This window comes from Salinisphaera sp. G21_0, assembly GCF_017744115.1.
Lineage (GTDB): Bacteria > Pseudomonadota > Gammaproteobacteria > Pseudomonadales > Endozoicomonadaceae > Endozoicomonas.
The window spans coordinates 1-26,872 of sequence record NZ_JAGHQW010000052.1 but is presented as its reverse complement, the minus strand read 5'-3'; the positions used below and the strand labels follow the sequence as shown (position 1 = coordinate 26,872).

Below are 26,872 nucleotides of genomic sequence, written 5' to 3'. Positions count from 1 at the left end.
TCCCGTTACCAATCCTGACTATCTAAACCATACTTAAGTGCACTGACTATTGAAATTACTGGATAAGCCTCAAAATAGATTATCCAGAACACAAGGTTGAAACACTGAGTAATGGGTTAGCCCAAGCTTCCATAAAGCCCGCTACACCATGCCTTTGCAACAGAATATCAACCAGACTTTCCTGTTAAACCAGCTTTTGCAGACAGACTATGACAGATCAGGATCCAAACAACCCCGAAGTGCTTGACGGGAACGAAGACAGCCAAAAAAGCAGTACCGGACTTGTACTTCCACACCAGTCGCTACCAGACAAACTCTATCTGATCCCCGTTTCGAACCGCCCTTTCTTTCCTGCACAGGTACAACCGTTAGTATTCAGCAATGAGGAGTGGGGAGAAACACTACAGCGTGTTGGCCAGAGCACTCATAAAGCGGTTGGTCTCAGCTTTGTTGGCCGGATGCCCGGCATAGACGTTGTGCCGGAAGATTTCCCCCAGGTAGGTTGCGTTGTCAAAATCCATAATATTGTTTCAGACAATGACCAGGTTCAGTTTATTGCCCTGGGAATGCAACGTTTCAGAATACGACAGTGGTTACGTCGTCGGCCTCCTTACCTGGTTCAGGTCGACTATATCGACACCCCTGAAGACGACAGTGATGAAGTAAAAGCCTATGCGCTGGCACTGATCCAGGCGATCAAAGAGCTTATCCCACTGAATCCTCTGTACAGCGAGGAGCTGAAAAATTACCTGAACCGCTTCAGTCCCAAAGACCCCTCCCCCCTTGCAGATTTTGCAGCGGCTATTACCACCGCTCCCGGACAGGAGCTTCAGGAGGTGCTGGAAACCATCCCTGTTCAACGCAGGATGGAAAAGGTACTGGTGCTGATTCGCAAAGAGCAGGAGGTCGCCCGTCTCCAGAGTGAAATCAATGCGGAAGTTAACCGGAAAATCAGTAATCATCAGCGCGAGTTCTTCCTGAAGGAACAGCTTAAAGTCATTCAAAAAGAGCTGGGCATATCGAAAGATGACCGAACTGCCGAGATTGAACAGTTCGAGCAGAGACTGGCAAAGCTGACCGTCCCTGAAAGTGCCAGGAGTAAAATCGATGATGAGCTGAAAAAGCTTTCTATTCTGGAAACTGGCTCCCCGGAATATGCCGTTTGCAGAAATTACCTCGATTGGGCGACATCTGTCCCCTTTGGCCTGTACTCTGAAGATAATCTCGACCTTCATCACGCAAGAAACGTGCTCAGTTCCGACCATGACGGCCTTGAGGATGTTAAAGAGCGCATTGTTGAGTTTCTGGCAGTGGGAGCATACCGGAAAGAAGTATCCGGCTCCATTATGTTGCTGGTAGGCCCCCCGGGTGTGGGCAAAACCTCTATTGGCAAGTCTGTCGCCAAAGCTCTGGACCGCAAATTTTACCGTTTCAGCCTCGGCGGCATGAGAGATGAAGCTGAGATTAAAGGGCATCGTCGTACTTATATTGGAGCGATGCCCGGAAAGCTGATTCAGGCACTGAAAGAAGTAGAAGTCTCCAATCCGGTCATCATGCTTGATGAGATTGATAAAATTGGTGCGTCCTTCCGCGGTGATCCCGCATCTGCACTGCTGGAGGTATTGGATCCTGAGCAGAATAGCGAGTTTCTTGACCACTACCTGGACATGAGAATTGATCTGTCAAAAGTCCTGTTCATTTGCACAGCCAATCAGTTAGATACTATCCCGGGTCCGCTGCTTGATCGAATGGATGTAATCAGGCTGTCCGGCTATATCACCGAAGAGAAGGTGGCGATTGCCAAGAATCACTTATGGCCCAAACAACTGAACAAAGCTGGACTGAAAAAGAGCCAGCTTAAAATCTCAGATACAACCTTCCGTAAAATCATTGATGGTTATGCCCGGGAAGCAGGGGTTCGTCACTTTGAGAAATTGTTGCAAAAAATCATTCGCAAAGTCGTGGTCAAATTCCTGGAAAATGATGAAAACAAGCTGACGGTTTCGGCTAAAAACCTGGAAGACTTTCTCGGAGCCCCCTACTTCCGCAAAGAAAAAACCATGGAAGGTCTTGGCATAGTCACCGGTCTTGCCTGGACCGCAATGGGGGGTGCCACACTCCCTGTTGAAGCCTGCCTGATACATCAGCAGCGAGCCGGTTTTAAACTGACTGGCAAGCTGGGTGAGGTGATGAAAGAGTCGGCTGAAATCTCCTACAGCTATACCACCAGTCACGCCAAAAAGCTGGGTATTCAGGAAGACTTTCTGAAAACTGCATTTATTCACCTCCATGTTCCGGAAGGTGCCACCCCGAAAGATGGTCCCAGTGCTGGTGTCACCATGACAACCGCTTTAATCTCTCTGGCCAAAGGCATTAAACCCCTGAAAAATCTGGCGATGACCGGAGAGCTGACCCTGACAGGCAAAGTATTGGCTGTGGGCGGTATCAGAGAAAAGGTGATTGCTGCCCGACGGCAGGGAATTATGAATCTGGTTCTTCCGGAAGATAACCGCAGAGACTTTGATGAGCTACCGGATTACATCCGTGAAGGCATCTCTGTGCATTTTGCCAGCCAGTACGATGACGTCTATAAAGTTGCATTTCCAGCGACCAGCAAGAGCAAAGGAAAAAAGTAAGTAGAGACAACCATACCCTGCTGTGAATAAAAAACGCCACCCGGTCAGGTGGCGCTTTCTTAATCACTCTTACAATAGCAGCGGGATCTAATCCCGTTTGGACACGCTAGTGAGCATCTATATTCTGGGCCGTGCAGCAAAATTTTTCAAATGATATATAAGACGTAATAAGCATATTAAGGTTTTTTTAAATAGCAGAAAAATAATGAAGAAACAGATACCGGAACGACACAGGGTTGTATCTCAGGAATTTGCAACCCTGCGACAGCATGAAAAAGTTCAGAAAACTATATCACGACACATATCATAACCTGGTTGATTCCAGATAACTTTTCACCGTAGTGACAATCGCCTGAGTCTGGCTGTCTATTTCCAGGTTAACTCTATCGCCAACTTCCGCAGTACCAAATGACGTCATTCTTAAGGTTTCTGGAATAAGATGGATACAAAAGCGCCCTCCCTCAACCTTCTCACCAATAGTCAGACTACAGCCATTTAGAGACACATAGCCTTTAGGCAGAATATAGTCTTGCCATTCAGAAGCAAATTGAAAGAATACTGTCACATTGTTTTCTTCCTGCTTAATATCACAAATCTCAACAGTATCGTGAATATGACCAGAGAGCAGATGCCCGCCAATTTCATCACCAAAGCGTGCAGCTCTTTCAATATTGACTTTATCACCTTCTCCCAGCGCCCCAAGGTTGGTAACCCTCAGGGTCTCTTTCATCACATCGAAAGTGGCACTTTCCCGGTCAAAAGCAGTAACCGTCAAACAGCATCCATTCACTGCAATACTGGCCCCGGTTTCCAGGCCTTCCAGCAATGTGGACGGCAACAGCACAGTAATACGATTCAGTTCGTTGAACGTTTCAATTCGACCAACCGGAAAAAATCCCTTCACAATTCCTGTAAACATACACTACCTATCGTCGCCAAACACGTTGGCCTACATCAGAATGTTTTGAGACAGTGAACCAGTCTCTCAAGAGCAACCAGACTGTCTGGCGTATAATTTCGGTGGTTGCGGTTCGCCAGCACCTCGTCCGGTGATTCCAGCACCACACTGGCAACCTCGTCTTCCTGCAGGGTCAAAGGACCATCATAATAACAGCTGTAGACTCTGCCCCAGACCTGACAATCATCATTATGGAAAAAAAAGTGAAAATGCGAAGTGATGGGCACATTCTCGATACCAAGCTCCTCAGCCAACTCCCGTTCAGCCGCCTGATCGTAGCTTTCACCTTCAGTAACCACGCCCCCTGTAGCGGGATCAAAGTAGCCCGGATAAATATCCTTATTCAGGGTCCTCTCCTGAACATACAGCTGCCCTGTTGAATTAAAGACAAAAATATAGGTTGCCCTGTGGCAGAGTGCTTCTTCTCGCATCTTCCCCCTGGGAACTGACCCGAGCACAAAATTATGGTCATCAACCACCACCACACTTTCCACAGACGCTTCCACCTCTTGCTGGCCAGGCATCGAGATCTCCTTTTATCTGTCATTCATTTATTATTGTGGCAACATCTTATATCAAGCTATTGGTAATCGAAAACAGAAAAATACCAGTCAATATTCAACAAAAAGGCAAAGGAGCTTGTGGCATCTGAGCCAATTTGTCAGAGCGGAATCATTTCGTCAAGACTGATCAGAAGCGACCAAAACCGGTATAATTTGCTTATGGCAATAGGAATTTTAATTTCACCAATACAGTAAAAACTGTAATTTTCACTCGATTTCAACCCACAGGATCCGATAGTTAGTTAAATATATTTTTGTCCTGACCAGCATCCATTACTGCCATAACCATCGAAACAATGCTGTCAGACACCGAACACCATCCTTTAAGGGGGCATAATGAGTAAACCTAATGTAGTCTCCGCCATTGTTAACCCGGTTGGCTCCATGCGAGTACTGTCCAGCCGGGAAGTCAATATTCTTCAGGATAATACCAAAGCTGGCCTGCATCGCCTGTTCCGTCAGTGCGCCCTGGCTGTGTTAAGTGATGAGATGGAAGGTGACAGCGCAGAAGAGCTGTTACAAACCTATTCCGAATTTGATATCCGCATTGTCCAGGAACACCGTGGACTGAAACTTGAACTGATCAATGCACCCGCGTCTGCATTTGTTGATAAAAAACTCATCCGGGGCGTCAGGGAAAACCTGTTTTCCGTGCTCAGGGATATTCTCTATGTTTCGTCCCTGATCACCAGCGACAAGCGTTTCGATCACGGAAGTTCATCCGACATCACTCACCTGGTGTTTGAGGTGCTCAGAAATGCCAATGCTTTTATCACCAAGCAGACGCCCAATATCGTGGTCTGCTGGGGTGGACACTCCATTGGCCGTGATGAATATGAATACACGAAACTGGTCGGTTATCAGCTGGGCCTCAGAAGAATGAATATCTGTACCGGCTGCGGCCCCGGTGCGATGAAGGGGCCGATGAAAGGCGCTTACATTGGCCATGCCAAGCAACGGATCAGTCATGGTCGTTTTATTGGCCTGACCGAGCCTGGCATTATTGCTGCCGAGTCTCCTAACCCGATTGTCAATGAGCTGGTTATCCTGCCGGATATCGAAAAACGCCTGGAAGCCTTTGTTCGCCTGGGGCATGGCATCATTGTGTTTCCGGGTGGACCGGGAACCTGTGAAGAGATTCTTTACCTGATCGGTATTCTCCTGCACCCGGACAATAAAGATATTCCCCTGACCATGATCCTGACAGGACCCGCCGGGTCGGAAGCTTACTTTGAACAGATTGACAACTTCATTGGCAATACACTGGGCAAAGAGGCGCAGGAAAAGTACCAGATCATCATCAATGATCCAGCCAGGGTTGCCACGATCATGGCCCGTGGCCTGGAAAAAGTAACCCGCTTCCGTCGTCGACATGGGGATGCGTACTACTTTAACTGGCTGTTAAAGATTGACCAGGAGTTCCAGCAGCCTTTCGAGCCGACCCATGAAAATATGGCCAACCAGGAACTGCACAGCAATCTCCCGGCCCACCAGCTGGCAGCCAACCTCCGCCGTGTTATGTCGGGCATTGTTGCCGGGAATATCAAGGAAGACGGTGTTAACCTGATTCGTGAGCATGGCCCTTATAAGCTCAGTGGTGAACCGGGCCTGATGAAACAGATGGACACCCTTCTGCAATCGTTTGTTGATCAGCACCGGATGAAACTGCCCGGAAGCCATTACCAACCCTGCTACGAAATCATTGAATCCTGACTTTTTATCAATCCCACCTGAAGAGGCTGCTTCGGCTTCTTCAGATGCTGCCTGCGTAAATCACAAATACCGAAACTGCCATTCACAGAAAAAATAGTGGCTATTACGGTCTTTACTTAACTTGACAGGCACCTTTCGCTATACTGCCCGCGCCACCAGTGCTACTGGTAAAGATTTCCTTGGAACGTCTGACGGACCCATAAGATCATAAAGGTTTGTCGAAGGATCGCCCAAGAGCCTGCCACAGATGATGAGGGTAGAACTCGTGTTAGAAGCCTACAGAAAACACGTCGAAGAACGTGCCCAAGAAGGTGTCCCACCGAAGCCGCTGAATGCAGAACAGGTGTCAGGCCTGATTGAACTGCTGAAAAATCCACCAGCCGGTGAAGAACAATATATTCTGGACCTCCTTGAAAATCGTATTCCTCCCGGTGTTGACGAAGCCGCCTATGTAAAAGCCGGATTCCTTTCCGCCATCGTCAAGGGCGAAGCTGAATCACCGCTGGTTGACAACAAGAAAGCCGTTGAGCTGCTGGGCATGATGCTCGGTGGTTACAATATCGAAACCCTGATTGCCCTTCTGGACAGCACCGAGCTGGGTGAACTTGCCGCTGAGCAGCTGAAAAAAACCCTGCTGGTGTTCGACTCTTTCCACGACGTGGAAGAGAAAGCCAAGGAAGGCAACGCCAATGCCCAGGCCGTTCTAAAATCCTGGGCTGAAGCGGAATGGTTCACCGGGCGTGATGCCGTGCCTGAAAGCATCAAGGTGGCGGTATTCAAGGTGACCGGTGAAACCAATACCGATGATCTGTCCCCTGCCCCTGATGCCTGGTCCCGCCCGGATATTCCACTGCACGCTCGTGCTGCCTACAAGATGACCCGTGATGGTCTGGAACCTGAAGAGCACGGCGTTACCGGCCCGCTTGAGCAAATTGAAGCCATCAAGAGCAAAAGCCTGCCGGTTGCATTTGTGGGTGACGTTGTCGGTACCGGTTCTTCCCGTAAGTCTGCCACCAACTCGGTACTCTGGTTCTTTGGTGATGATATTCCGGGTGTCCCCAACAAGCGTGCTGGCGGTATCTGTATAGGCAGCAAGGTAGCGCCTATTTTCTTCAATACCATGGAAGATGCCGGTGCCCTGGTGTTTGAAGCCCCGGTGGATAAGTTAAACATGGGTGATGTTATTGAAATTCGCCCATACGATGGCAAGATCCTCTCTGAGTCCGGGGAAGTCCTGTCTGAGTTCACCTTCAAATCCGACGTTATTCTTGACGAAGTACAGGCCGGTGGCCGTATTAACCTGATCATCGGCCGTGGACTGACTGACAAGGCCCGTGAGGCACTGGATCTGGGCCATTCCGACATATTCCGCCGCCCACAACCCCCTAAAGAATCAACCCATGGCTTCACGCTGGCCCAGAAAATGGTCGGCAAAGCCTGCGGTGTTCCCGGTGTCCGTCCTGGTCAGTACTGTGAACCAAAAATGACCACTGTCGGCTCCCAGGACACCACCGGGCCAATGACCCGTGATGAATTGAAAGATCTGGCCTGTCTGGGCTTCTCTTCTGATCTGGTTATGCAGTCTTTCTGCCACACTGCGGCCTATCCAAAGCCGGTAGACGTGGAAACTCACCACACCCTGCCGGACTTCATTATGAACCGAGGCGGTGTCGCCCTGCGTCCTGGTGACGGCATCATCCATAGCTGGCTGAACCGTATGCTGTTGCCAGATACCGTGGGTACCGGTGGTGACTCCCACACCCGCTTCCCGCTGGGTATCTCTTTTCCTGCAGGCTCCGGCCTCGTGGCATTTGCTGCAGCAACCGGTGTTATGCCATTGGATATGCCAGAGTCTGTTCTGGTTCGCTTCAAAGGGGAAATGCAGCCGGGCATTACCCTCCGTGATCTGGTGCACGCCATTCCACTCTACGGCATCAAGCAAGGCCTCTTGACCGTCGAGAAGAAAGGTAAGAAGAATGCCTTCTCCGGCCGTGTACTGGAAATTGAAGGTCTGGAAAACCTCACTGTTGAACAGGCCTTTGAGCTGTCCGATGCTTCGGCTGAGCGCTCTGCTGCCGGCTGTACCATCACCCTGTCTGAAGAGTCCATCACTGAATATCTGAAGTCCAACATCACCATGCTGCGCTGGATGATCAGTGAAGGTTATGGTGATGCCCGCACTCTGGAACGTCGTGCCCGTAAGATGGAAGAGTGGCTGGCCAACCCAACCATGATGCGTGCGGATGCCGATGCGGAATACGCTGAGGTGATTGAAATCGATCTGGCGGAGATCAAAGAGCCTATTCTCTGTGCGCCAAACGATCCGGACGATGCCCGTACACTGTCTGATGTTGCCGGTGACAAGGTCGATGAAGTGTTCCTGGGCTCCTGTATGACCAATATCGGTCACTTCCGTGCTGCCGGAAAACTGCTGGAACAGAACCATGATCCACTGAAAACCCGCTTCTGGATGTCGCCTCCCACCAAAATGGACAAGGCACAGCTGGAAGAAGAAGGCTATTACAACATCTATAACGACAACGGTGTGCGAACCGAAATCCCCGGCTGTTCACTCTGCATGGGTAACCAGGCAAGGGTAGAGCCAGGCGCAACAGTACTCTCTACCTCTACCCGTAACTTCCCTAACCGTCTGGGGGATGGCGCTAACGTATACCTCTGTTCTGCTGAGCTGGCATCGGTCGGTGCCATTCTTGGCAAAATCCCGACCGTGGCAGAGTATATGGCCTACGCCAGCAACCTGGATGCTATGGCGGGTGACGTCTATCGCTACCTCAATTTTGACCAGGTAGAGTCTTATCAGAAGGCTGCTGACGATATCATCGCTAAAGCCAGCTGATACATTGCTGCGTTAATCGACACAAAAGCCCCTGTTTTCAGGGGCTTTTTATTCTTATCTGCCTCTCACCACCCCAATTGATATTTCTTTTTGTTGTCAAAGGGCTAAAGCAGACTTCAGGAATACCAAAATGCCACCAGTGCAATACCTGATCACCCTTCGATTGCTGGCGGCTCATTCAGGGTGAGATGGGTTCGATCGGGATTGTAAATATTCATCAAACTCGGATTGAGATATCTCAGAAAACTCAGTTCCTAGGAGGCTGTCCGAGAATAGCGCCCGTAGCGAGGATTGCGAGAAATTGAGGATAAAAATTTCTGATTCTGAGGAGAATAGCGGGGCTATTTGACGAAGAAGCAGGAATTTTTAGACCAATTTATCGCAACCGCAGTAGGGCAGTCTATTCTCGGTCAGCCTCCTAGATAGGCTTCCAGATAGGCATCTGAGAGATATGCAGCACCATATTCATGCAATGGATTAAAAGTGCCAGCGTTATTCTGATTTATAGCTGATTCACTAGTGTAAGCAGGAAAAGAAGAGGCAATCTTCTGAACAGGAATGCCTCGAAACGTTGGCTGCTCGCTCTCATAAAGCCGATATGATTGTTCTATTAAATCTAATGAATTGAAATAAAGACCAGAAAATACAACTTCGAATAAAGGTAAGTTATTGGAGCGATCCATTGAGTTACAAGAAGTATTGAATTATATCTTAAGACCACGCCTTTTTATAAAAAGTTCCTTCCTTTCACAACTTATTCACTATACGATCAATACCTTCTTACTTTTCGATTGCTGACTGTTCACTCAGGTTGAGACAGGCCAAATCGGGCCGGTAAAAATCCCTTCAGTTTGAAGACTGAAAAGCGGGTGGGGGAGTGCCATCTGAATTTTTACTGGAACTCTGGTTTGTTTCAAGTGAATTAGAAGTCAGTGTTAATTCACTGGAGTTTCCAGCTGAATGGATTGACCGGAGATACTGTTCTTTTGCGATTTTCGCTTGCTTTGAAGCTTCTTCCTTGTTGGCGGTTTGTCTTTTGATTCTGTTGTAAGTATTCATATAGATTCTTTGCCCCTCTGCGAAGACGGGGTCTTTGCGACGCTCCCTTCCGCGCTCCCTTTGGCGCTCTGCGAAAGCGGGATCATTCTTGTAGCGCTCCCTTTTGCGCTCCCTTTTGCGCTCTGCGTAAACGGGATCATTCTGGTAGCGCTCCCTTTGGCGGTCTGCGTAAGCGGGATCTTTGCGACGCTTCCTTACGCGCTCCCTTTGGCGCTCTGCGAAAGCGGGATCATTCTGGTAGCGCTCCCTTTGGCGCTCCCTTTGGCGCTCCAATCGAGAGGCTTTGTTGTCAGTTATTTTTTCTGATGGGTTTGAAACATACTTATTACTCAAGTTATCAGCATGAATTATCGGACTGAGTTGCTCCATCACGTTAGAATACTGATGGCAGTTATTAACAGAGTGAGAGCCGTCTTCACCAGCCATACTCCAAACTCGCACAATTTTTGTTTCTGATTCAGTGCCACTATCAGCTTTCTGAATTATTTCTGGCCTTACGAATAATTCAAAGGGCTCGTCCAGGCAGATCTCTTTAGAATCAAGAATAGTGATTGACATTTGTTTAAGTCTTGAATCACCGAATCGGTTATGGAATCCATCCCCATCGGGTATTGAGGTGTTATTGATTGGGGAAGTTTGTTTCACTTTCTGACCGAATGCTGTAACATTTTTATGTGTACAGCCATGCGAAAGCGACTTACCACCGGACATAATAGCGTCATATGCAGTTAGAAAATTCGAATAACAGTCTTGTAAGTTAAAATCTGGATCAGTCATTAATTCATTAATTTATTAAGTTATTGAATCAATGCTTAAGACTCCCACTTCAAACACAAGTTCCTTCCTAACAAAACCCATTTACTGTTTATATCAATAAAACATAAGGATACAAGACAACATCGCTCTGCTGAATAATATGGAAGTCAGTTTTGATCAGTTCAGGGAGGGAGAATTAGTGATCAGCTGCCCACTGGTACCCAATATTAACGATAAAGGAACCGCTTTTGGTGGCAGTATTGCCGCACTGGCCACCATCTATGGGTGGCTGTTTACCACACTTCACGCCAGAGCACGTGTAAAGGACTGCGCTGCCGTTATCGCTGATTCCCAACTCACCTACCATGCCCCCGGCAAAGGCCGTATATCAGCTCACTGCAGCGCCACTGTTCCAGCCAAGTTTTTTGATCGTTTAAATGAGTGTCGCAATGCCAAACTGGAATTAACGGTTGAGTTATTTTCAACAGGAAAAGAAAATAAGTCATCCATCAACATCGCAACCTACAAAGGCATTTATGTGGCGATGCCAGAATAACTTACAGTTGCTTGATCATTTTGCTCAACTGATCAAGCAACGGTTTGTCCACTTTCACTCGTCCCGAGTATACCGACCGAATATAGAGATCCACAATCGATAACAGTTGCGCACCCAAGGCATCATTTTCAGCGTTTACTCTCAATGCAAAATCTTTTGGCCCTTCCCCTACCTGGCGCTCAAAGCCCCTGGCAACCAGCTTACGTTCCAGTCGTAACCAGAGCTTTTGATGAGGATTGAGCGCTGGCCTATGAAAGAGAGCAAAGACCCCAAAGAGCATAAGAAACAGCGCTAACAATGCACCAAGCACACCGATCTGCTGCCAGTAAAAGGATGAAGTACCAAACAACTCCTTCATAAAAGACTGCTGTTTTTCCTGCTGGTACTGTACCACGGTCTTCTGCCAGCGGTATTCAAGTCGCTCCCAGCCCTGTCGAACCGACTTGAAAAAGCCTGTTTGACCCAAACGATAAGCCAAAGGGATCTGCCCCTGCAGCAATCCACCCTGCTCAATCATGTGATCAATGCCAAGATCAATGCGCTCCGGCGCTACCGCTGCGGTGGGGTCAAATCGAATCCACCCCTGCCCTTCAACCCAAATCTCCGCCCAGGCATGGGCATCTCGCTGAAGGACTCTGATCACCTTTTCTTCGGGTAAAAACTCTCCTCCCAGGTAGCCTGTTACTATCCGTGCTGGTATCCCCACCGAGCGCATCATAAACACAAAACTGCTGGCATAGTGCTCGCAAAACCCTTTGCGGTGGACAAACAGGAATTGATCGACCTCATTCTGCTCCATCAACGGTGGCGACAGTGTGTAGTAAAAAGGCTCCTGATTGAAATAGTCCATTACCCGCCGTCCCATGGTAACCGGATCCCGACCAGACTCAGCAAACAACTGTTGCGCCAAAATACGACTCTGGGCGTTGCCATTGTCAGGCAATGACTTATTGAGAGCCAGCAACCAGGAAGGCATGGTAATCGTCTGTGCAACCACGCTCTGTTGCGCAGGCTGATACAAGCGTCGTTCAAAAACAGGCTTATCTGCTTCCAGTCGTAAGGTTCTCAAAACCGTTGTTTCCGGCACCGATAAAGCGGCCATCCCGAGAACAGGAAGCCACTGTCGACCATTGGGCTCCAATAACACCTCATAGTTATACTGCCCTGGCTGAACCTGCCACCAGCCATCAATCACTGGCAATCTACCCTGCCAGTCTCGCTCATCATCGATTTCTCCCGGAAACTGGTTCAATAAACGTATCAGGTCACTTTGCCACCACCGCTCACCATCGTATTGATCAAGAACCAGCGTTCTCCAATAACGTTCACTGGCCGGTGGTACAGAACCGGTAAACTGAGCCCGAAAAGCCAACTCATAAGACTGGCTGAGCCTTGCCACATCACCTGGCTGCATCGTGTCAGACAATCCGGTTTTAGCCTCTCCTTCAGGCCAGGGCACTGCCCATAATGGACCAAGACGGGGAACAAAAATAAACAGAGCCAACGTTAAAGGCAGGGCTTGCAGCAGAATAAGGCCGGTAAAACGAAGACTGCCTTTTATGGATAAACTTGCCGAAGCGCTTTGTGTTGGCGAATACATCGCATGAATCGCTGCGACTAACACACCCAGGCACAGTAACTGATATAATGCCTGCATCAGGGACTGGGAATAAATCACCCCGGCCCCCACCACAAAAAAGCCGATATAGGCGATCACCAACGCATCCCTGCGGGTTTTCATCTCCAGCATTTTCAACGCGTAACCGGTCACCAGAAAGGTCACGGCCAATTCCAGTGAAAATTGCCAACCAGAGGACGTGATGATGAGGACCAGTGAAAGAGCGACCAAAAGACGTCTTAACAGATCTGAGGGCCAGGAGCCTCTGCCAAACCAGATCAGTGCACGCCACATCAGGGTAAGCACCAGTAAAGGAAGCACCACAATGGGCAGAACCTCAAGCACCGGCAATGCCACCATAACCTGTGCCACCAGAAGCCAGAGCGTGGCATAACGGGAAACAGCCGGGCTATCCATTTACTCCTCCAGCCATACCCTGATCCAGCTCATACAACGCCAGCATTTCCAGGCACTGCTTTAAATGCACCTCACCGGTTGATGGTGCCAGTTGCTGCCCTGCCAGTGCCAGACCATAGGCATATTGTTGCCTATCACACTGCAGGCACCAGGCAGTCAGAACCGAAAGTCTTTGCTCAAGATCTCCTTCCGGCACCTGGTCCAGGGAAAACCAGAGTTCACGGCCTGATGGTTGATCAAACTGCTTGGTCAGCAGCTCTCCTGTTCGTGCATAGCCTTTCCAGAAAACATGGGCAGGGGTATCTGTCTGCTGATAAGTTCTGAATCCGGCAAACTCTTCAAAACCTGACGTCGTCAATGACCGCTCACCATCGTCTATAGTCTCATTCTCCGGTAACGGGTATCGGTCATCCGGAGCCGGATAAACCAACGAGTTAAAATCCAGACGAACCCAGCTCCATGCCCGACATAATCCCAAAGGGTAAATACTTTCTATACGCAGTCGCCCGGGCCGAAACCATCCCCGTGATCCAGCCTGAGCAAGCAAACCCTGCTCACGATCGCTGTCAAAACTAACGACAATGGATTCGGTATCTGGCCAGCCAATGGCAATAGAATAACGCGGCCGCCGTTCACTGAGACATTCTATCGATACCGGTATCAGCTCACCGGCAAATCCGGATTCTGCCCTCTTGGCCACCAGGGTAATGCCGGCCAGATTACGCCACGTATGAATAATGGCCAATAAAAACAGGCTCAGCATAAAGAAGCAGAGACCATAAGCCAGAGAATTACGGTAATTAACCGCCACCAGAAAAATCACCAGCACCATGGAAAGCCAGAAAAATCCCGAGCCTGTCGGTACAATATAAATACGACGCTGGTTAAGCTGAATTCTGGTTGCTCTGGGTGTGCGCTGATCAGCCCACTGCTGAAAACGCTGGTTCAGCCGACGCCGGGATGCAGTAACAAGTGAGTCTTTCATTGATGAACCACTCAAGCCATGGCATTAATGCGGGCAAGGAGTTCACCGGGCGATATACCCTGTTTCTGCATGGTCAGCCGGTGCGTGGCAACCGGAACAAACACAGCCTGAATATCTTCCGGAATCAGGTAGTCCCTGCCGTCTATATAGGCCCATGCCCGGGCTGCCTGCAACAGTGCCAAACCCGCCCTTGGCGATAAACCAACGGCAAAATACCCCTCTTCACGGGTGGCCTTCAGTAATCGAAGTACATAATCCAGTAAGAGATCACTGGCGTGGACGTTATTGACTTCCTGCTGCATCAACAAAAATTGTTTCGGTGTCACTGACTGCCCCAGCTGACTGACAAGAAATCGCCCGGCCTCGCCCCGGAGAATGGCTTTTTCTGAGTCGGTATCCGGATACCCCATGGGAATACACATCAAAAAGCGATCCATCTGCGATTCAGGCAGTGGAAATGTTCCCTGTTGTGTCAACGGATTCTGAGTGGCAATCACCACAAACGGCTCAGGCAGCGATCTGCCCTGCCCTTCTATGGTCACCTGTCGTTCTTCCATGGCTTCAAGAAGTGCGCTCTGGGTTCGGGGTGAAGCGCGGTTAATTTCATCCGCCAGCAGCAGCTGGGAAAACACAGGGCCTGGTTTGAACTGAAATTCAGATGATGCCCGATCAAAAATAGAAACGCCCAGAATATCGGCCGGCAACAGGTCACTGGTAAACTGGATTCGTTGATACTCCAACCCCAGCAATCGGGCCAGTGACAATGCCAGTGCGGTTTTCCCCATACCAGGCAAATCTTCGATTAACAGATGCCCCCGGGCTAACATGCAGCACAGTGCCAACCGAAGTTCCCGGTCTTTCCCCCGAATAACACCAGACAGCGCGTCCAGAGAGTTCTGCAGCGTTGAGTTCATAAATCATGATTCCAGCTTTGTTCTTATTAAGAGCGCCATCCCTGGACAGTAACACTGGGCTTACCACAACTGCCTGAGTCCCTTTTCCAGATCGGTTTTCAGGTCGTCAATATTCTCAAGACCAACGGCAATACGAACCAGACTTTCTGTAATGCCTGACTTTATTTTGTCTTCATCGGACAAACGACAATGTGTCGTTGTTGCCGGATGGGTGATGGTGGTCCGGGTATCCCCCAAATTGGCGGTACGGGACATAATCTGAACACTGTCAATCACTTTCCAGGCTGACTCCCGACCACCGCTCACTTCAAAGGCCAGCACGCCACCAAAACCTTTCTGCTGTTTTTTGGCCAGTTCATGGCCCGGGTGAGAGCTCAGTCCGGAATAATGGACACACTCCACAGCCGGATGCTGACTGAGCCAGGCCGCCAGCTCGGAAGCATTTCGGCAATGAGCCTCCATACGAACAGAGAGCGTCTCCAACCCTTTATAAAACACCCAGGCATTGAACGGACTCATGGTTGCCCCTGCTGACCGCTGCCATAAGTGAACTTCATCCACAAGCTGTTTCCTGCCAACCACCATGCCTCCAAGGCAACGTCCCTGACCATCAATGTATTTTGTGGCCGAATGCACCACCAGATCCGCACCAAAAGAGAGTGGACGTTGCAGGGCTGGAGTACAGAAGCAGTTATCCACCATAAGCAGGGCGTCGTTACTGTGGGCAATATCCGCCAGCCGTTCAAGATCAGCCACATCACTCAATGGATTAGAAGGGGTTTCCAGAAATAGAAGACGGGTTTGTGGTGTCATCGCCTCTTGCCACTGTTGATAGTCCACCAGATCAACAAATGTGGTTCGCACACCGAACTTGGCAAAATACCGGGCAAAGACAGTGAATGTTGTGCCAAATACATTGCGGGAACAAACGACATGATCACCACTTTTCAGCAGCGACATACAGGTGCCAAGAATAGCGGCCATGCCAGAAGCCGTGGCACAGGCGGTAATGTCGTCTTCAATCTCACTGCCTTCCAGCACCGCCATGCGCTCTTCCAGCATCTGGACTGAAGGGTTGGTATAGCGGGAATAGACGTTACCCGGTTCATCCCCGGCAAAAACTGCCTGAGCATGGGCAGCACTGTCATAAACAAAACTTGAACTCAGATAGATGGCTTCACTGTGCTCACGCTGATCACTGCGAAACGAACCTGCCCGGATGGACTGAGTTGCAAATGCCAAAGCCTCAGTCAAATCATGATCATTCATGGAACTTCCTGAATTACCGCGTATTTTTTTGTAATTTATACCTGTGCCAGTACGTTAACATACCAGAACACAGAACAAATCCACAGCCTGCTTTGAGCAAATTTCCGTTATCATTGTCAAACGTAAATACTCACCGCTGGAATCAACCGATAATATGGCACCAACACTGCTTCTGATTGATGCTCTGAACCTGATACGTCGCATCCATGCGGCCATCCCCTCAAGGGAGCCTCAGGCCGATGAAAACCAACAGGTGGATGGGGCATTATCTGCAACACTGTCATCCGTGCAAAGAGCCATCAAAGAGTGCAACCCAAGCCATATTCTGATGGTCTTTGATGGCGACCCTCCTACCTGGCGACATCAGCTTCTGCCGGGGTATAAAGCGCAACGTAAGCCGATGCCGATGGTCTTACGACAGAGGCTGGTTGAATTCAATAATGCTTTCCGCGAGATGGGATTAATGACATTTCGTCGTAACGGTATAGAAGCTGACGATGTGATTGGTGCCATTACCCACAAGGCCATTGCCGCCAATGTTAAAACGGTGATTCTGTCAACGGATAAGGCTTACCGCCAGCTGCTCCATTCGTCACTGGTCATACAGCGGGATCATTTCCAGAAAGAGAATTTTGACAGTGCCTCTGTGTGCACAGAGTATGGAATGCCCCCTGAACAGTTACTGGACTACTGGGGTATTGCAGGCGTTGGAGATGTTCCCGGTGTGGAAGGCGTAGGAAAGAAAGGTGCGACGGAGCTACTTAACCGGTTTGGCAGTTTACGAGCGATATTCGAACCTGAAGTGGCACATGGGGAAAAGGTGAAAGGAGCTTTGAAAAAGGTGTTGGCGCAGAGGGAACAAGCGGAGCTATCGGTACGTTTGGCAACGTTACAATATGATGTGGCGTTAGGGTTGAGCTTAAAAGACCTTCGATACCAGGAGACAACTCAGGGATAGGTGACCACACCGGGTCCCGACGCTGTCGCGAAACCCGGAAAAATGGAACTGGAGAGACGAAGGGTTATATTTTTTAGAGTAACTGGCTGGCGAAAAGTTCCGTCAGGTTGCTGCTGTCTGAAGTTGCATTTCATAGCCAGATCAAAGGATTTTACAGGCCCACTCTGCCGACGCGCTCTGAGCATCAAGCTGCGCTATTTTCTTTGGCACCAGCATTTTCCGTTCTCTCGGGAGGTCATCGTTGGTGAAGTAGCGATGCTTCTCCCTGACCACGGCAATACCCTGCTGTTTCAGCACTTTTCGGGCTTTCTTCGAAGCCAGTGTTTCCTGCTTCAAGGTGCCCGTATTCATCCGTATACCTTTGCTCTTCAGTCGCTGCACCTCTTGCTTCAGTGCCTGTTGTGTTGCCGGGCTCAGCAGCGATGGGTCATGTTGGTACTGCATCTTTTCCAGCAGTGTCATTCCGGTTGGAATCGCCACCTGCGCCAGATCATACCAGCTGTTATGAATACCATAAGTGATCCCTTTGTTCTGATCAGCCTTGCAGGTTTTGTGACTGGGGTCTGAACAGACAATAATTCCGGCCTCCTGAGCCATTTTGCGACGAACATTGTCGTCAATAAACTGGTTCATTCTCCGCACCGGCTCAGTTGTCCATTCAAAGTTTTCAGAGATCTTTGCGCCATTGTCGTTGAGACCGTAGATCAGGGCGTAGTTTTTTTTGCGCTGATCCTGAAGTTGCCCGGTTATCCGCGACAGATCAGCTGCACCGTGCATGGCGGCTTCCAGATGACGTTGGAATTCAGTCTGGTTGCCAGAGCCTGAGCGAAAATCCCAGGGTAACTGCGTTGGCAGGTCAAGACGTGTAGCATCAAAACCCCAGGGTTGAGTCTCCATCATCCTGGGAAAATCAGCCCCAACCCCGCAGCAACGGATAATATCCATTCGATCCGCAAAGCGTAATATGCGCAGATACCAGCGCACAGACTCAGACAGGTTCGGCTCATCGCTACCATCGACATCTTTTTCCTTGTTGATCATTGCCAATGCCATATCTTCCAGCAGCTGTTCGGGGTAGTATCCTGCCAAGTCTCTTTTGAAATAATAAGCCGATCTTGTTTCTTCCTCTGATTTGTCGACATCTTCGGCAGCCGCATCATGGTAGATAATCGCCAGAGACAGGAGTTCTTTTTCTTTTTTGCTCAGGGAACACTGCTTAAATTTCTCCAGCAATTCCATATACCAGTGTCCGTTATTCCTGGCCCGCAGGACATGACTGCAGCTGTGTTGCAGTTTCCATTGTGTTGGCATGGTTTGTCTGCCAAGACTCTTGATCACCCGTTCCGGCCCCGGACGGCGGTAATAATGCTGCAATACCTTCAGGATGGTTTTTTCATTATCGCCGGCATTATCAGGCAGGACCGGGGGTTTACTGAAGGCGTCCACCAGAAACTGCAACGCCGTTGGTGTTCCGGCTGCCAGGGGTGTCGCCAATGTGACAGAATCGTCCACACCGAGAGATTGTTTCAGTTCTGTTATTTCCTGCTGAGCCTGACGGACATGTTCTGGCCAATTCTGGTAGAAAGGATGCGTTTTTCGTTGCTTGTACAGTTCTTCAAGCCAGTGAATATAATCATCTACGGAGAGATCATCAATGACCTTTTTGCCATTCCGGCAATGATACCTCTTCAGGCGGAATTCAAGACTATCCAGAACGTCTTTTTCCAGGGAAACCTGGTAATGAAAAAGAGCCAATAAGTTGGACTGAATATGTTCGAGGGTTGGATTCGGCAGAGTGACCGCATAATGTAATATCCCTTTCAGACATTCCTGCTGTTGCACTGGACTGTTGCTCCGGCAGATACGGTCAAATTCAAAGACGCTTCCCGGGCAGCCGGTCAAAGGTAGTTGTCTGAGATGTTGCAGGGTCAGGAACTCAAATGGAGCAGAGGCAGCCACTAAACAATTGAATATGCCCACTGGCAATACATATTCCAAAAACCGTTCCATACCGTCGATGCGGCTCAGGCCCCATTGAGTCAGCCTTGCCCCGCTTTGCAAAAGCAGCTGAAATAATCGGTAAGCTTCTTCCCCCTGCTGAACCCGAATTGGCTGTCCCTTAAGCACATCCTCTCTCGTACTTCCAAAATCCAGGGACCCGTTGTGTCTGAATACTTCGGTATCCAGGAGAATATCAAGCAAAGATTTAACAGCCTCGTTATAAAAAAAACGCTGGTCAATGGGCAATCCACCCTGTTTCAATTCCAGAAGCCTTTCATAGCTGTAACAACAGGGATCACTCACCAGCTCTATAGCCTGTTGCAATTTGTGCATAACATCGGGTGGGACGGTTAATTTTGAACTCAGCGCCTGGGCCCGTAAAGGCATTGGCAGCATGTTTAACAGGGCTCTGAAATTATCCAGGTCTATGCTCTGTGAGAACGCAAACTCATCCAGAGAACGCTCATTATTGGCCAGGTGTTCACTGTCCAGCTCATCATCAAAACAGACCTCCACAGAGCCTGTGCGATGGCAATAAACAACCAAAGGTAAGGATTCAAGACTCAATACCTCTTCACAACGGTGCTTATACTGCAGGATATCAGAAATATTGGTCTCTTTATCCTTGTATACAAAGAAACATAGGATGTCTTTCTTGCTGTAGTTAATGAGCATCAGTTCCGGGAAATCATATATGGGATTATATTCGCCGTCTTTCAATTTAGGTAAACTGAACGTCCCATCTTCTCGAATGTGTCCAGAGGTGAAACAATCAGGATAGAGTCTCCAGTTGACTCGATTGGCATTCTCGCGACGTTTGTCGTGCAATGACTGCAGATCTGATAATAGTTTTTTTGGCAGTGTATCCGGAGTCATGTCTGGCTCCTCCAGCAAACGCTCAGTCCGTGGATCACGTTTGTAGACGAACAGGCATTGCGGATCGCTGATACCTACTATGTACCTGCCTAACGCTTCTGGCACTGGCTTGACGGGTATCATCTCCCCCGGCAGAGCCAGACTGAAAGGTCTTGGTGCACGTTTGGTAGTGAAGTAATCTTCTTCTACATGCACTTCAATTCGCCGAAACGCCAGGTGCCCACTCTCAGCGACCCGAAGTAGCTCTTGTCGCTCAGACTCTCTGGGGTGAGGAGACAGCAGCTTGCTGGTCGATTCGCAGACTGTCCGATGGCCAAAAGCCGTTACCGGCTGGGTGTCAAACTTTGTTGTTGAAGCTGACCAACTATAGCTATTAGATTTGAAACTGGTTTTTGTTGACGAAGAGCTATCAGTTTCGGGACGTATATCGCCTTTGTTTCCAACACTATTCAACTTTAACCCCTTTCTATATGATTTTTCTATTACTCGCTAAGTGCTATATCCCTCTTTAAATCAGTACATCACTCAGGATAGGCTTATTGCGAATCGCCTCAATAGTCAGTTCTGTTGTTTTCATGGCCAGACTGTCAATATTTTCAGCTGCGAACCTTGCCTGCACGTTTGACATAATTAATTCGCTGGGTTTTGAGGCAGCCACTCCCGATGATTACACACGACAATTTCTATAGCAGATACATAGAAGCACTCATAATATTCACAGAAAAAGAAAGCCTTCAGCTACTTTAGCTGGAGGAAAACCTCTATCTCTAACCCTGAAACCTTGGCTATCTTTTAATGTTATGAAGTATCAAATTCCAGTTTCTGGGCTTTGGATCCGTGCGCAATTGCTTTAAACAAAGCATCCCAACTATCAATCATCAAGGTAAGAAACAAACTGGGTATTTTTTTCCATAATCGCTTTCGTGTTGGCTTTGCTGGTTTATTTAAAGCTTTTTGAAATTTAGGGTTACATTGTTAGCATAACGAAATCTATGAGTTGTATTTTTCTCTTTATCAACGATGGTATGGTGCTTAACTTCACCCTGATCATAAAGCTCATTCATGGCCTCAATAAGCGACTCATGGTTACCATCTTTTGCAACGATAATATAGTGCCAGCCATACTTCTTGATCAGAGCAACGGTGGGGTTATCAGCGTATAAGCCGTCAAGAAGAATGACCAGATGTAGTTGCTGATGGACGTGTTTTGCCTGAGCCAAAAAACGTCGCATAGCCGCTTTTTCACAATCATTTTTCCCGTGCCATCTTGTTTGCAAATGGCTTCGGGTGCTAAAGGAAGCACCGTTTTCTGGTTTGGGTGGACAATACACCCACCCATAATATTGTGATAATAAGCTTCATTCTTTTTGCCTTCATTCATGATGCAACAGTCATTACAACGACAGGTTCCTGAATAAAAAAGACCGGTACCATCAACAGGAAGGAGATAATGGTCTTTTAGCTTGCCGCATTTAAATTGAAAACCTTTCAGGGCACCATTACGCTGAACAATATTGAGTAGTTTCTTGAAGGATGTCTTATGCTCGGCAGGATCAACAACTTCCCTCATTCTTGTGTCAGAAGGTACAATACCATCCTTGACATGATAAAGTTTTTCGAGATTATGACAGCATACTTCGTCTAGATCGAATGCTAACAGCGAATCACACTTTTGATGCATCATGGCAAAAGCAGATTTAGGAAAATTGGCAAATGGAAGTTACCAAAATCATTTATATAGAGTTGATTCAACTGATCGTTATTGTCAACACAATGGGTGGGGTAACGCTATTTATAGAATCCGCTAATACCCGTATGCCCTGGTTACCAAGACAACCACCGCACGAAATCCGGCAGGTTAAGTTCCCAGCCGGTAAAACTGGTTCTTCTTCCATAGCGGGTCTTTCACCCGCAAGATATACACCGCTGATCCCACGCACTATGCATTCCCACGCAGAGCATGGGAACGAGTCCTCCAAGGCTTTAGAACAACCCCGGGAGATAAGCATAACAAGTCAGAGATCCCCTTCGTTATGAAGATCAATAATATCACTCTCAGCCTGACGACTATCATCATTCCGGCTGGAAGCCAGCTGCTCCAGATAATCATCATCAATATTACCGGCCACATAACGACCATCAAACACGGAGCAATCGAAATCGTCAATGGCCTGGTTGAGAGAAGATACCGCTTTCTTCAGATCATCCAGATCCTGGAAAATCAGTTTATCGGCACCGATCAGTTCACAAACCTCCTGATCCGTACGACCATGGGCAATCAGCTCTTCCCGGGTCGGCATATCGATGCCGTAGACATTGGGATAACGAATGGCAGGAGCCGCTGAACAGAAATACACCTTTTTGGCCCCGGCATCCCTGGCCATCTCAATAATCTGCTCACAGGTGGTGCCACGGACAATGGAATCATCCACCAGCAGCACATTCTTACCGGCAAACTCCTGATGAATGGCATTTAGCTTCTGCCGCACAGACTTCTTGCGAATGGCCTGGCCGGGCATGATAAAGGTCCGGCCAATATAACGATTCTTAACAAAACCTTCCCGATAAGGCAGGCCCAGGCGGGTTGCCATCTCCAGGGCAGAGTTTCGGCTGGTATCCGGAATGGGCATCACCACATCAATATCATGATCAGGCCATTCCCGGAGGATTTTATTGGCCAGCGTCTGCCCCATACGCAGGCGGGACTGGTAGACATAAATGCCATCCAGACTGGAATCCGGGCGGGCCAGATACACGTACTCAAACATGCAGGGAGTCAGTTTACCGGGCACACACTGGAAAGTATGGAGCTGACGCTGCTCATCAATATAAATGGCTTCTCCCGGAGCAACATCCCCCACCAGCTCAAAGTCGAGGGCATCAAGGGCCACCGATTCTGAGGCCAGCATATACTCAGTACCGTTCCCGGTTTCCCGCTTACCATAGACCAGCGGCCGAATGCCATGGGGGTCCCGGAAACCGACCATGCCATGACCATTAATCAGGGCCACTACAGCAAAGCCACCTTCACAGCGCTGGTAAACACCGGTTACTGCGTTAAAAATATCTTCTGCCAGCGGTTTATGCTTACCCTCTTTTGCCAGTTCATGGGCAAAAACATTCAGCAGGATTTCAGAGTCGGAGTGGGTATTAATGTGGCGGAGGTCACTTTCAAACAACGACTGTTTGATATCATCCGCATTGGTCAGATTGCCGTTATGGGCTAAAGCGATGCCATAAGGCGAGTTAACATAAAATGGCTGGGCTTCTGCTGAACTGGAAGTGCCAGCCGTCGGGTATCGAACATGCCCAAGGCCGGAGCAGCCATTAAGCCGCTTCATATGACGGGTACGAAATACATCCTTCACCAGCCCGTTATCTTTACGCAGGAAAAAGCGACCTTCATCAAGAGTCACCATCCCCGCAGCGTCCTGCCCCCTGTGTTGCAGCACAGTCAGCGCATCGAACAACAGCTGGTTAACATTCACCGTTGCCGAAATACCGACAATTCCACACATGCACTCATCCTCAGGATTGATCAGCTAATATCGTTATCGGAACTAATGATTAAAATTGCCTGTTCAATCACTTTAAACCCGTTTATCCCTGATAACGGAGAGCCTGAGATAATACGCTAAATCAGTGGATTACGAAAACCACAACTTACCTTAAGATCAGCAAACTGCGAAAAAGTTTTTGCACAATACGGGTCAAGTAACTATGTTTAAACTAGTTTAATTAGCTAGAAACACTCACCATGACGAAAGAATCAAACCAGGTAACCGTTGGTATGCATGAAGCGAAAACCAGGCTCTCGGAATTAGTGCGCCTGGCTCTGGAAGAAAATGCCGACATTATCATTACCCAGCGTAAAAAGCCGGTCATGCGGCTGGTGCCTTATACAACAGCTGGAGATAACAAGGGGCATGGTTTATTAAAGGGGAAGGTAGCTTACGATAAGAGCATTACCGATACCTTTGCCGAAGTTAATGACAGCTCTTATTCAGGAATCTCAGAGCCATGCAACAGGGCATCAAAAACACCCATGGAAACCCTGCAAGGATCGGTACTTTTCTATGATGACCCAACCGCCCCCGTTGCCGATGAAGACTGGGAGGCCAACCATTGATTGTCCTTGACACCCATATCCTGATCTGGTGGCTGTCCGGCTGCCATAAACTCAGTACAGCCGCACGCAATGCCATTGAACAGGAACAGAAAAACAACGGTTGCCTGATAGTATCCACCATCACCAGCTGGGAGATCGCCATGCTGGTCAACAGAGGTCGTCTGAATCTGACCATGGATCTGGACTCCTGGCTGGGATTTGCGCAGCAAGTGGATTCACTGCATTTCGAACCCTTAAGCAATAAGGTGGCCATTGAATCCACTCGATTACCTGGCCAGTTCCATAAAGACCCGGCAGACCGGATTATTGTCGCGCTATCCAGATCATTAGCCGCACCACTGGTCACTGCCGATGAGAAGATACTGACTTATTCTCATGTAAAAACCATCAGCCAGGAGGCTGTCCGAGAATAGCGCCCGTAGCGAGGATGGCAGAAAATTGAGGATAAAAAGTCGGAATTTTTAGTGAATAGTGGTTCTATTTGCTAAAAATTTCCGACTTTTTAGACCAATTTTCTGCCACCGCAGTAGGGCAGCCTATTCTCGGACAGCCTCCTAGGAGGCTGACCGAGAATAGCGCCCGTAGCGAGGATTGCGAGAAATTGAGGATAAAAATTTCTGATTCTGAGGAGAATAGCGGGGCTATTTGACGAAGAAGCAAGAATTTTTAGACCAATTTATCGCAACCGCACGACTGCATGGATGCAGGAGCCAGGGCAACGCAGGAGCAGTTGCCGCGTAGGGTAGTCTATTCTCGGACAGCCTCCTGGCGTCAGCTTTGCATCAACGGCCCCATAACATCAACAACCGTCTGCTTGGACCAGTCAGCCAGCAGCATAAAATGGGGTAAAAGCACCGACTGCTGCCAGGCCTGATCCTGCTCCAGGGGAGCCAGCGTCAGCAGGCCAACGAGAATCGTCACCAGCAAACAGCCTCGCAAACCACCAAACGCCATGCCCAGAATACGGTCAGTACCCGACAGCCCCGTCACCTGAACCAGTTCAGCAATAATACGATTAACCAGCGCACCCACCATCAGTGTTGCCACAAACAGCAAGGCACAGGCTGCCATTACTCGAACGGATGGAGTGGCTATATAATCAGTCAATCGCTCTGACAGGGCACCACCAAACGACCAGGCAACAAAAATAGCGGCCAGCCAGGTCAACAGGGAGAGAACCTCTTTAAAAAAACCGCGTTTTAAACTGATAAGCGCAGAGATGATAACAATACCGGCGATCAGCCAGTCGATCCAGGTGAAAGTCAATACCCAACTCCTTAACAAATAATGGAACCATGCTATGCTGGAAAATGTCTAAATATGCCAATTCTGCAGCTAATCAATCACAGAGCAAATACTTTCTTTAACAACAGTAAGATAGCGCAGCAGCCAGTTGCAAGAAAAAATGGAGCCCACCCCATGAAGGATTTATACCAGACAGACTTTTACAGCTGGACTCAGCAACAGGCAGAACTGATACGCAGTGGCCGGATAGCCGAACTGGATCTTCATAACATTCTTGAGGAAATCGAGGGCATGGGCCGAAGTGACTACCGGGCACTGCAATCCCGCCTGACAGTACTGCTGATGCACCTGCTGAAATGGCAATACCAACCAGACAAACGACACACCGGCCATAGCTGGGAAAGCACCACCAAAGAACAGAGAAAACAGATACGCCGACTGTTAAGGGCTAACCCCGGCCTGAAATCAAAAATTCCTGAAATGTTGCCTCTCGCCTACGGAGATGCAGTGGAAGATGCTCATGATGAAACCGGGATACCAGCCTCATCATTTCCGAACCAGTGCCCATGGCGATTTGAAGAGGTGGTCGATGCCGATTTCAAACCCTGACCACCATTAAGGGCAATGACTAAGCTGAGGGTTACTCATGCAATGAAATCACCTCAAACTCTTCCGCAGGTATCCTCAAAACGTACAATATCATCTTCACCAAGATACCCGCCACTTTGCACTTCGATCAATTCAAGGTCAAATTTCCCCGGGTTCTCCAGTCGATGCACCGCTCCAACAGGAATATAAGTGGACTGATGAATGCTTCCCGCCTTTGAGAGGCGCATTTTGGTACTGGGTACCCCGATTGCCCTGACCTATGACCGGCTGCATATCCCAAGCCCGAAGTCTGAGCGGGACGCAATGATTGCCGCCACCGCTATCATGCATCAAATGACCGTTGTTACCAGGAACATCAGGGACTTTGAACAGTCAGGGGCAAAACTGTTCAGTCCCTGGGAGTTTTGAGCTGGGAATTGGAAACAGTTTTTCCTGTGGAGGTCATGTTTCCCGGGAATGGTTATCTTGTATTTTTGATGGCGCTGATTAAGCCTGACAGCATTCTGAATAGCGTATCGACTTTCGCTGATATGGTTCCAGATGGATGAAAAACCAGCTCACCTAAGATAATACGCTGGGTTTCCAATTCACGAAGTGAACCTCTGGCAATATACAGAAAGCGTAAGTAACGTGAGTTCGACGCTCAGAAAGCCATGGGTACACCTTCTGTTAGTACAGAAACATCAATATGAGGCTTTCTGGGTTGTCTGGTATAGGCTATGAGGCCAGCTATCAGATTTACAGCAAAGTTGA

21 protein-coding genes and 3 pseudogenes are annotated in these 26,872 nt (G+C 48.7%); 9 read left to right on the top strand and 15 right to left on the bottom strand.

All coding sequences use genetic code 11. The features are described from left to right. Positions 1 to 209 precede the first annotated feature (209 nt). Positions 210 to 2,636, top strand: a complete 2,427-nt coding sequence (lon, locus tag J7439_RS20100) for an endopeptidase La (RefSeq protein WP_209203748.1) — start codon at positions 210 to 212, stop codon at positions 2,634 to 2,636. Positions 2,637 to 2,940: 304 nt separating this feature from the next. Here lon and J7439_RS20095 read toward each other — a convergent pair whose 3' ends face one another. Beyond that, positions 2,941 to 3,555 carry a riboflavin synthase subunit alpha gene (locus J7439_RS20095; RefSeq protein ID WP_286198451.1) on the bottom strand — a complete coding sequence of 205 codons (615 nt, stop codon included), beginning with the start codon at positions 3,553 to 3,555 and terminating at the stop codon, positions 2,941 to 2,943. A gap of 35 nt (positions 3,556 to 3,590) precedes the next feature. After that, complete coding sequence (gene yfcD / locus J7439_RS20090) at positions 3,591 to 4,118, bottom strand: NUDIX hydrolase YfcD (RefSeq protein ID WP_209203744.1); 528 nt, start codon at positions 4,116 to 4,118, stop codon at positions 3,591 to 3,593. A gap of 375 nt (positions 4,119 to 4,493) precedes the next feature. Between yfcD and ppnN the strand changes: the two genes are divergently transcribed. Together ppnN and acnB are read left to right on the top strand one after the other, a co-directional pair. Then, complete coding sequence (ppnN, locus tag J7439_RS20085; RefSeq protein WP_209203743.1) at positions 4,494 to 5,870, top strand: nucleotide 5'-monophosphate nucleosidase PpnN; 1,377 nt, start codon at positions 4,494 to 4,496, stop codon at positions 5,868 to 5,870. A 265-nt stretch (positions 5,871 to 6,135) separates the two neighbouring features. Next, on the top strand, positions 6,136 to 8,727 hold the full coding sequence (acnB, locus tag J7439_RS20080) for a bifunctional aconitate hydratase 2/2-methylisocitrate dehydratase (protein ID WP_209203764.1): 2,592 nt from the start codon (positions 6,136 to 6,138) through the stop codon (positions 8,725 to 8,727). A gap of 410 nt (positions 8,728 to 9,137) precedes the next feature. On the opposite strand, the gene J7439_RS20075 is transcribed toward acnB, so the two are convergent. Next, positions 9,138 to 9,410: a hypothetical protein gene (locus J7439_RS20075; RefSeq protein ID WP_209203741.1), complete on the bottom strand. Its 273-nt coding sequence runs from the start codon at positions 9,408 to 9,410 to the stop codon at positions 9,138 to 9,140. A gap of 163 nt (positions 9,411 to 9,573) precedes the next feature. Then, positions 9,574 to 10,344 carry a hypothetical protein gene (locus tag J7439_RS20070; protein WP_209203739.1) on the bottom strand — a complete coding sequence of 257 codons (771 nt, stop codon included), beginning with the start codon at positions 10,342 to 10,344 and terminating at the stop codon, positions 9,574 to 9,576. Positions 10,345 to 10,666: 322 nt separating this feature from the next. Here J7439_RS20070 and J7439_RS20065 point away from each other — a divergent pair, with 322 nt between their 5' ends. Continuing rightward, positions 10,667 to 11,098, top strand: a complete 432-nt coding sequence (locus J7439_RS20065; RefSeq protein WP_353623091.1) for a YiiD C-terminal domain-containing protein — start codon at positions 10,667 to 10,669, stop codon at positions 11,096 to 11,098. A gap of 1 nt (position 11,099) precedes the next feature. Here J7439_RS20065 and J7439_RS20060 read toward each other — a convergent pair whose 3' ends face one another. From J7439_RS20060 to J7439_RS20045, 4 genes are read right to left on the bottom strand one after another with little or no spacing between them, the layout of a single operon-like run. Continuing rightward, positions 11,100 to 13,133 (bottom strand): transglutaminase TgpA family protein, encoded by a 2,034-nt coding sequence (locus J7439_RS20060; protein WP_209203736.1) that lies wholly within the window; start codon positions 13,131 to 13,133, stop codon positions 11,100 to 11,102. After that, the gene (locus tag J7439_RS20055) at positions 13,126 to 14,118 is read right to left on the bottom strand and encodes a DUF58 domain-containing protein (protein ID WP_209203735.1); all 993 of its coding nucleotides are present in this window, start codon (positions 14,116 to 14,118) and stop codon (positions 13,126 to 13,128) included. Before J7439_RS20055 ends, J7439_RS20060 begins: the two co-directional genes overlap by 8 nt. 11 nt (positions 14,119 to 14,129) lie before the next feature. Beyond that, positions 14,130 to 15,032, bottom strand: coding sequence for an AAA family ATPase (locus tag J7439_RS20050; RefSeq protein WP_209203733.1), 903 nt, complete (start codon positions 15,030 to 15,032; stop codon positions 14,130 to 14,132). Positions 15,033 to 15,092: 60 nt separating this feature from the next. Then, a complete protein-coding gene (locus J7439_RS20045; protein ID WP_209203731.1) occupies positions 15,093 to 16,301 on the bottom strand; it encodes an O-succinylhomoserine sulfhydrylase in 1,209 nt (402 codons plus the stop codon). A 154-nt stretch (positions 16,302 to 16,455) separates the two neighbouring features. On the opposite strand from J7439_RS20045, the gene J7439_RS20040 reads away from it, so the two are divergent. Further along, complete coding sequence (locus tag J7439_RS20040) at positions 16,456 to 17,259, top strand: 5'-3' exonuclease H3TH domain-containing protein (RefSeq protein WP_209203730.1); 804 nt, start codon at positions 16,456 to 16,458, stop codon at positions 17,257 to 17,259. A gap of 141 nt (positions 17,260 to 17,400) precedes the next feature. Here J7439_RS20040 and J7439_RS20035 read toward each other — a convergent pair whose 3' ends face one another. The 3 genes from J7439_RS20035 to purF form a co-directional block, all read right to left on the bottom strand. Beyond that, a complete protein-coding gene (locus J7439_RS20035; RefSeq protein ID WP_209203729.1) occupies positions 17,401 to 20,589 on the bottom strand; it encodes a hypothetical protein in 3,189 nt (1,062 codons plus the stop codon). 679 nt (positions 20,590 to 21,268) lie between these two features. Next, on the bottom strand, positions 21,269 to 21,820 hold the full coding sequence (locus J7439_RS20030; protein ID WP_209203727.1) for a hypothetical protein: 552 nt from the start codon (positions 21,818 to 21,820) through the stop codon (positions 21,269 to 21,271). Between the two features lie 331 nt (positions 21,821 to 22,151). After that, a complete protein-coding gene (purF, locus tag J7439_RS20025) occupies positions 22,152 to 23,654 on the bottom strand; it encodes an amidophosphoribosyltransferase (RefSeq protein ID WP_209203725.1) in 1,503 nt (500 codons plus the stop codon). A gap of 239 nt (positions 23,655 to 23,893) precedes the next feature. Here purF and J7439_RS20020 point away from each other — a divergent pair, with 239 nt between their 5' ends. Further along, positions 23,894 to 24,265 carry a type II toxin-antitoxin system Phd/YefM family antitoxin gene (locus J7439_RS20020; protein ID WP_209203723.1) on the top strand — a complete coding sequence of 124 codons (372 nt, stop codon included), beginning with the start codon at positions 23,894 to 23,896 and terminating at the stop codon, positions 24,263 to 24,265. Next, positions 24,262 to 24,678 (top strand): type II toxin-antitoxin system VapC family toxin, encoded by a 417-nt coding sequence (locus J7439_RS20015; protein WP_209203722.1) that lies wholly within the window; start codon positions 24,262 to 24,264, stop codon positions 24,676 to 24,678. The genes J7439_RS20020 and J7439_RS20015 overlap by 4 nt, the downstream gene beginning before the upstream one ends. Positions 24,679 to 25,036: 358 nt before the next feature. Here the strand turns inward: J7439_RS20015 and J7439_RS20010 are convergent, their stop codons facing one another. After that, on the bottom strand, positions 25,037 to 25,531 hold the full coding sequence (locus J7439_RS20010; protein WP_209203721.1) for a CvpA family protein: 495 nt from the start codon (positions 25,529 to 25,531) through the stop codon (positions 25,037 to 25,039). 153 nt (positions 25,532 to 25,684) lie between these two features. Between J7439_RS20010 and J7439_RS20005 the strand changes: the two genes are divergently transcribed. Then, complete coding sequence (locus tag J7439_RS20005) at positions 25,685 to 26,119, top strand: DUF29 domain-containing protein (RefSeq protein WP_209203720.1); 435 nt, start codon at positions 25,685 to 25,687, stop codon at positions 26,117 to 26,119. A gap of 53 nt (positions 26,120 to 26,172) precedes the next feature. Here J7439_RS20005 and cpsB read toward each other — a convergent pair. Then, positions 26,173 to 26,319: pseudogene (gene cpsB / locus J7439_RS20000) on the bottom strand (mannose-1-phosphate guanylyltransferase/mannose-6-phosphate isomerase); the annotation flags it as partial. Between the two features lies 1 nt (position 26,320). On the opposite strand from cpsB, the gene J7439_RS19995 reads away from it, so the two are divergent. Next, the gene (locus J7439_RS19995; protein ID WP_286198452.1) at positions 26,321 to 26,527 is read left to right on the top strand and encodes a PIN domain-containing protein; all 207 of its coding nucleotides are present in this window, start codon (positions 26,321 to 26,323) and stop codon (positions 26,525 to 26,527) included. A 52-nt stretch (positions 26,528 to 26,579) separates the two neighbouring features. Here J7439_RS19995 and J7439_RS27250 read toward each other — a convergent pair. Then, positions 26,580 to 26,747 (bottom strand): annotated as a pseudogene (locus tag J7439_RS27250) (four helix bundle protein); the annotation flags it as partial. Between the two features lie 15 nt (positions 26,748 to 26,762). Next, positions 26,763 to 26,872 (bottom strand): annotated as a pseudogene (locus J7439_RS27560) (IS982 family transposase); the annotation flags it as partial.

What these genes read in the sequence shown, in the direction of transcription:
- lon (WP_209203748.1), top strand. Translation starts at nt 210, where the DNA reads ATGACAGATCAGGATCCAAACAACCCCGAAGTGCTTGACGGGAACGAA.
- J7439_RS20095 (WP_286198451.1), bottom strand. Translation starts at nt 3,555, where the DNA reads ATGTTTACAGGAATTGTGAAGGGATTTTTTCCGGTTGGTCGAATTGAA.
- yfcD (WP_209203744.1), bottom strand. Translation starts at nt 4,118, where the DNA reads ATGCCTGGCCAGCAAGAGGTGGAAGCGTCTGTGGAAAGTGTGGTGGTG.
- ppnN (WP_209203743.1), top strand. Translation starts at nt 4,494, where the DNA reads ATGAGTAAACCTAATGTAGTCTCCGCCATTGTTAACCCGGTTGGCTCC.
- J7439_RS20075 (WP_209203741.1), bottom strand. Translation starts at nt 9,410, where the DNA reads ATGGATCGCTCCAATAACTTACCTTTATTCGAAGTTGTATTTTCTGGT.
- J7439_RS20070 (WP_209203739.1), bottom strand. Translation starts at nt 10,344, where the DNA reads ATGTCAATCACTATTCTTGATTCTAAAGAGATCTGCCTGGACGAGCCC.
- J7439_RS20060 (WP_209203736.1), bottom strand. Translation starts at nt 13,133, where the DNA reads ATGGATAGCCCGGCTGTTTCCCGTTATGCCACGCTCTGGCTTCTGGTG.
- J7439_RS20055 (WP_209203735.1), bottom strand. Translation starts at nt 14,118, where the DNA reads ATGAAAGACTCACTTGTTACTGCATCCCGGCGTCGGCTGAACCAGCGT.
- J7439_RS20050 (WP_209203733.1), bottom strand. Translation starts at nt 15,032, where the DNA reads ATGAACTCAACGCTGCAGAACTCTCTGGACGCGCTGTCTGGTGTTATT.
- J7439_RS20045 (WP_209203731.1), bottom strand. Translation starts at nt 16,301, where the DNA reads ATGAATGATCATGATTTGACTGAGGCTTTGGCATTTGCAACTCAGTCC.
- J7439_RS20040 (WP_209203730.1), top strand. Translation starts at nt 16,456, where the DNA reads ATGGCACCAACACTGCTTCTGATTGATGCTCTGAACCTGATACGTCGC.
- J7439_RS20030 (WP_209203727.1), bottom strand. Translation starts at nt 21,820, where the DNA reads ATGATGCATCAAAAGTGTGATTCGCTGTTAGCATTCGATCTAGACGAA.
- purF (WP_209203725.1), bottom strand. Translation starts at nt 23,654, where the DNA reads ATGTGTGGAATTGTCGGTATTTCGGCAACGGTGAATGTTAACCAGCTG.
- J7439_RS20020 (WP_209203723.1), top strand. Translation starts at nt 23,894, where the DNA reads ATGACGAAAGAATCAAACCAGGTAACCGTTGGTATGCATGAAGCGAAA.
- J7439_RS20005 (WP_209203720.1), top strand. Translation starts at nt 25,685, where the DNA reads ATGAAGGATTTATACCAGACAGACTTTTACAGCTGGACTCAGCAACAG.
- J7439_RS19995 (WP_286198452.1), top strand. Translation starts at nt 26,321, where the DNA reads ATGCTTCCCGCCTTTGAGAGGCGCATTTTGGTACTGGGTACCCCGATT.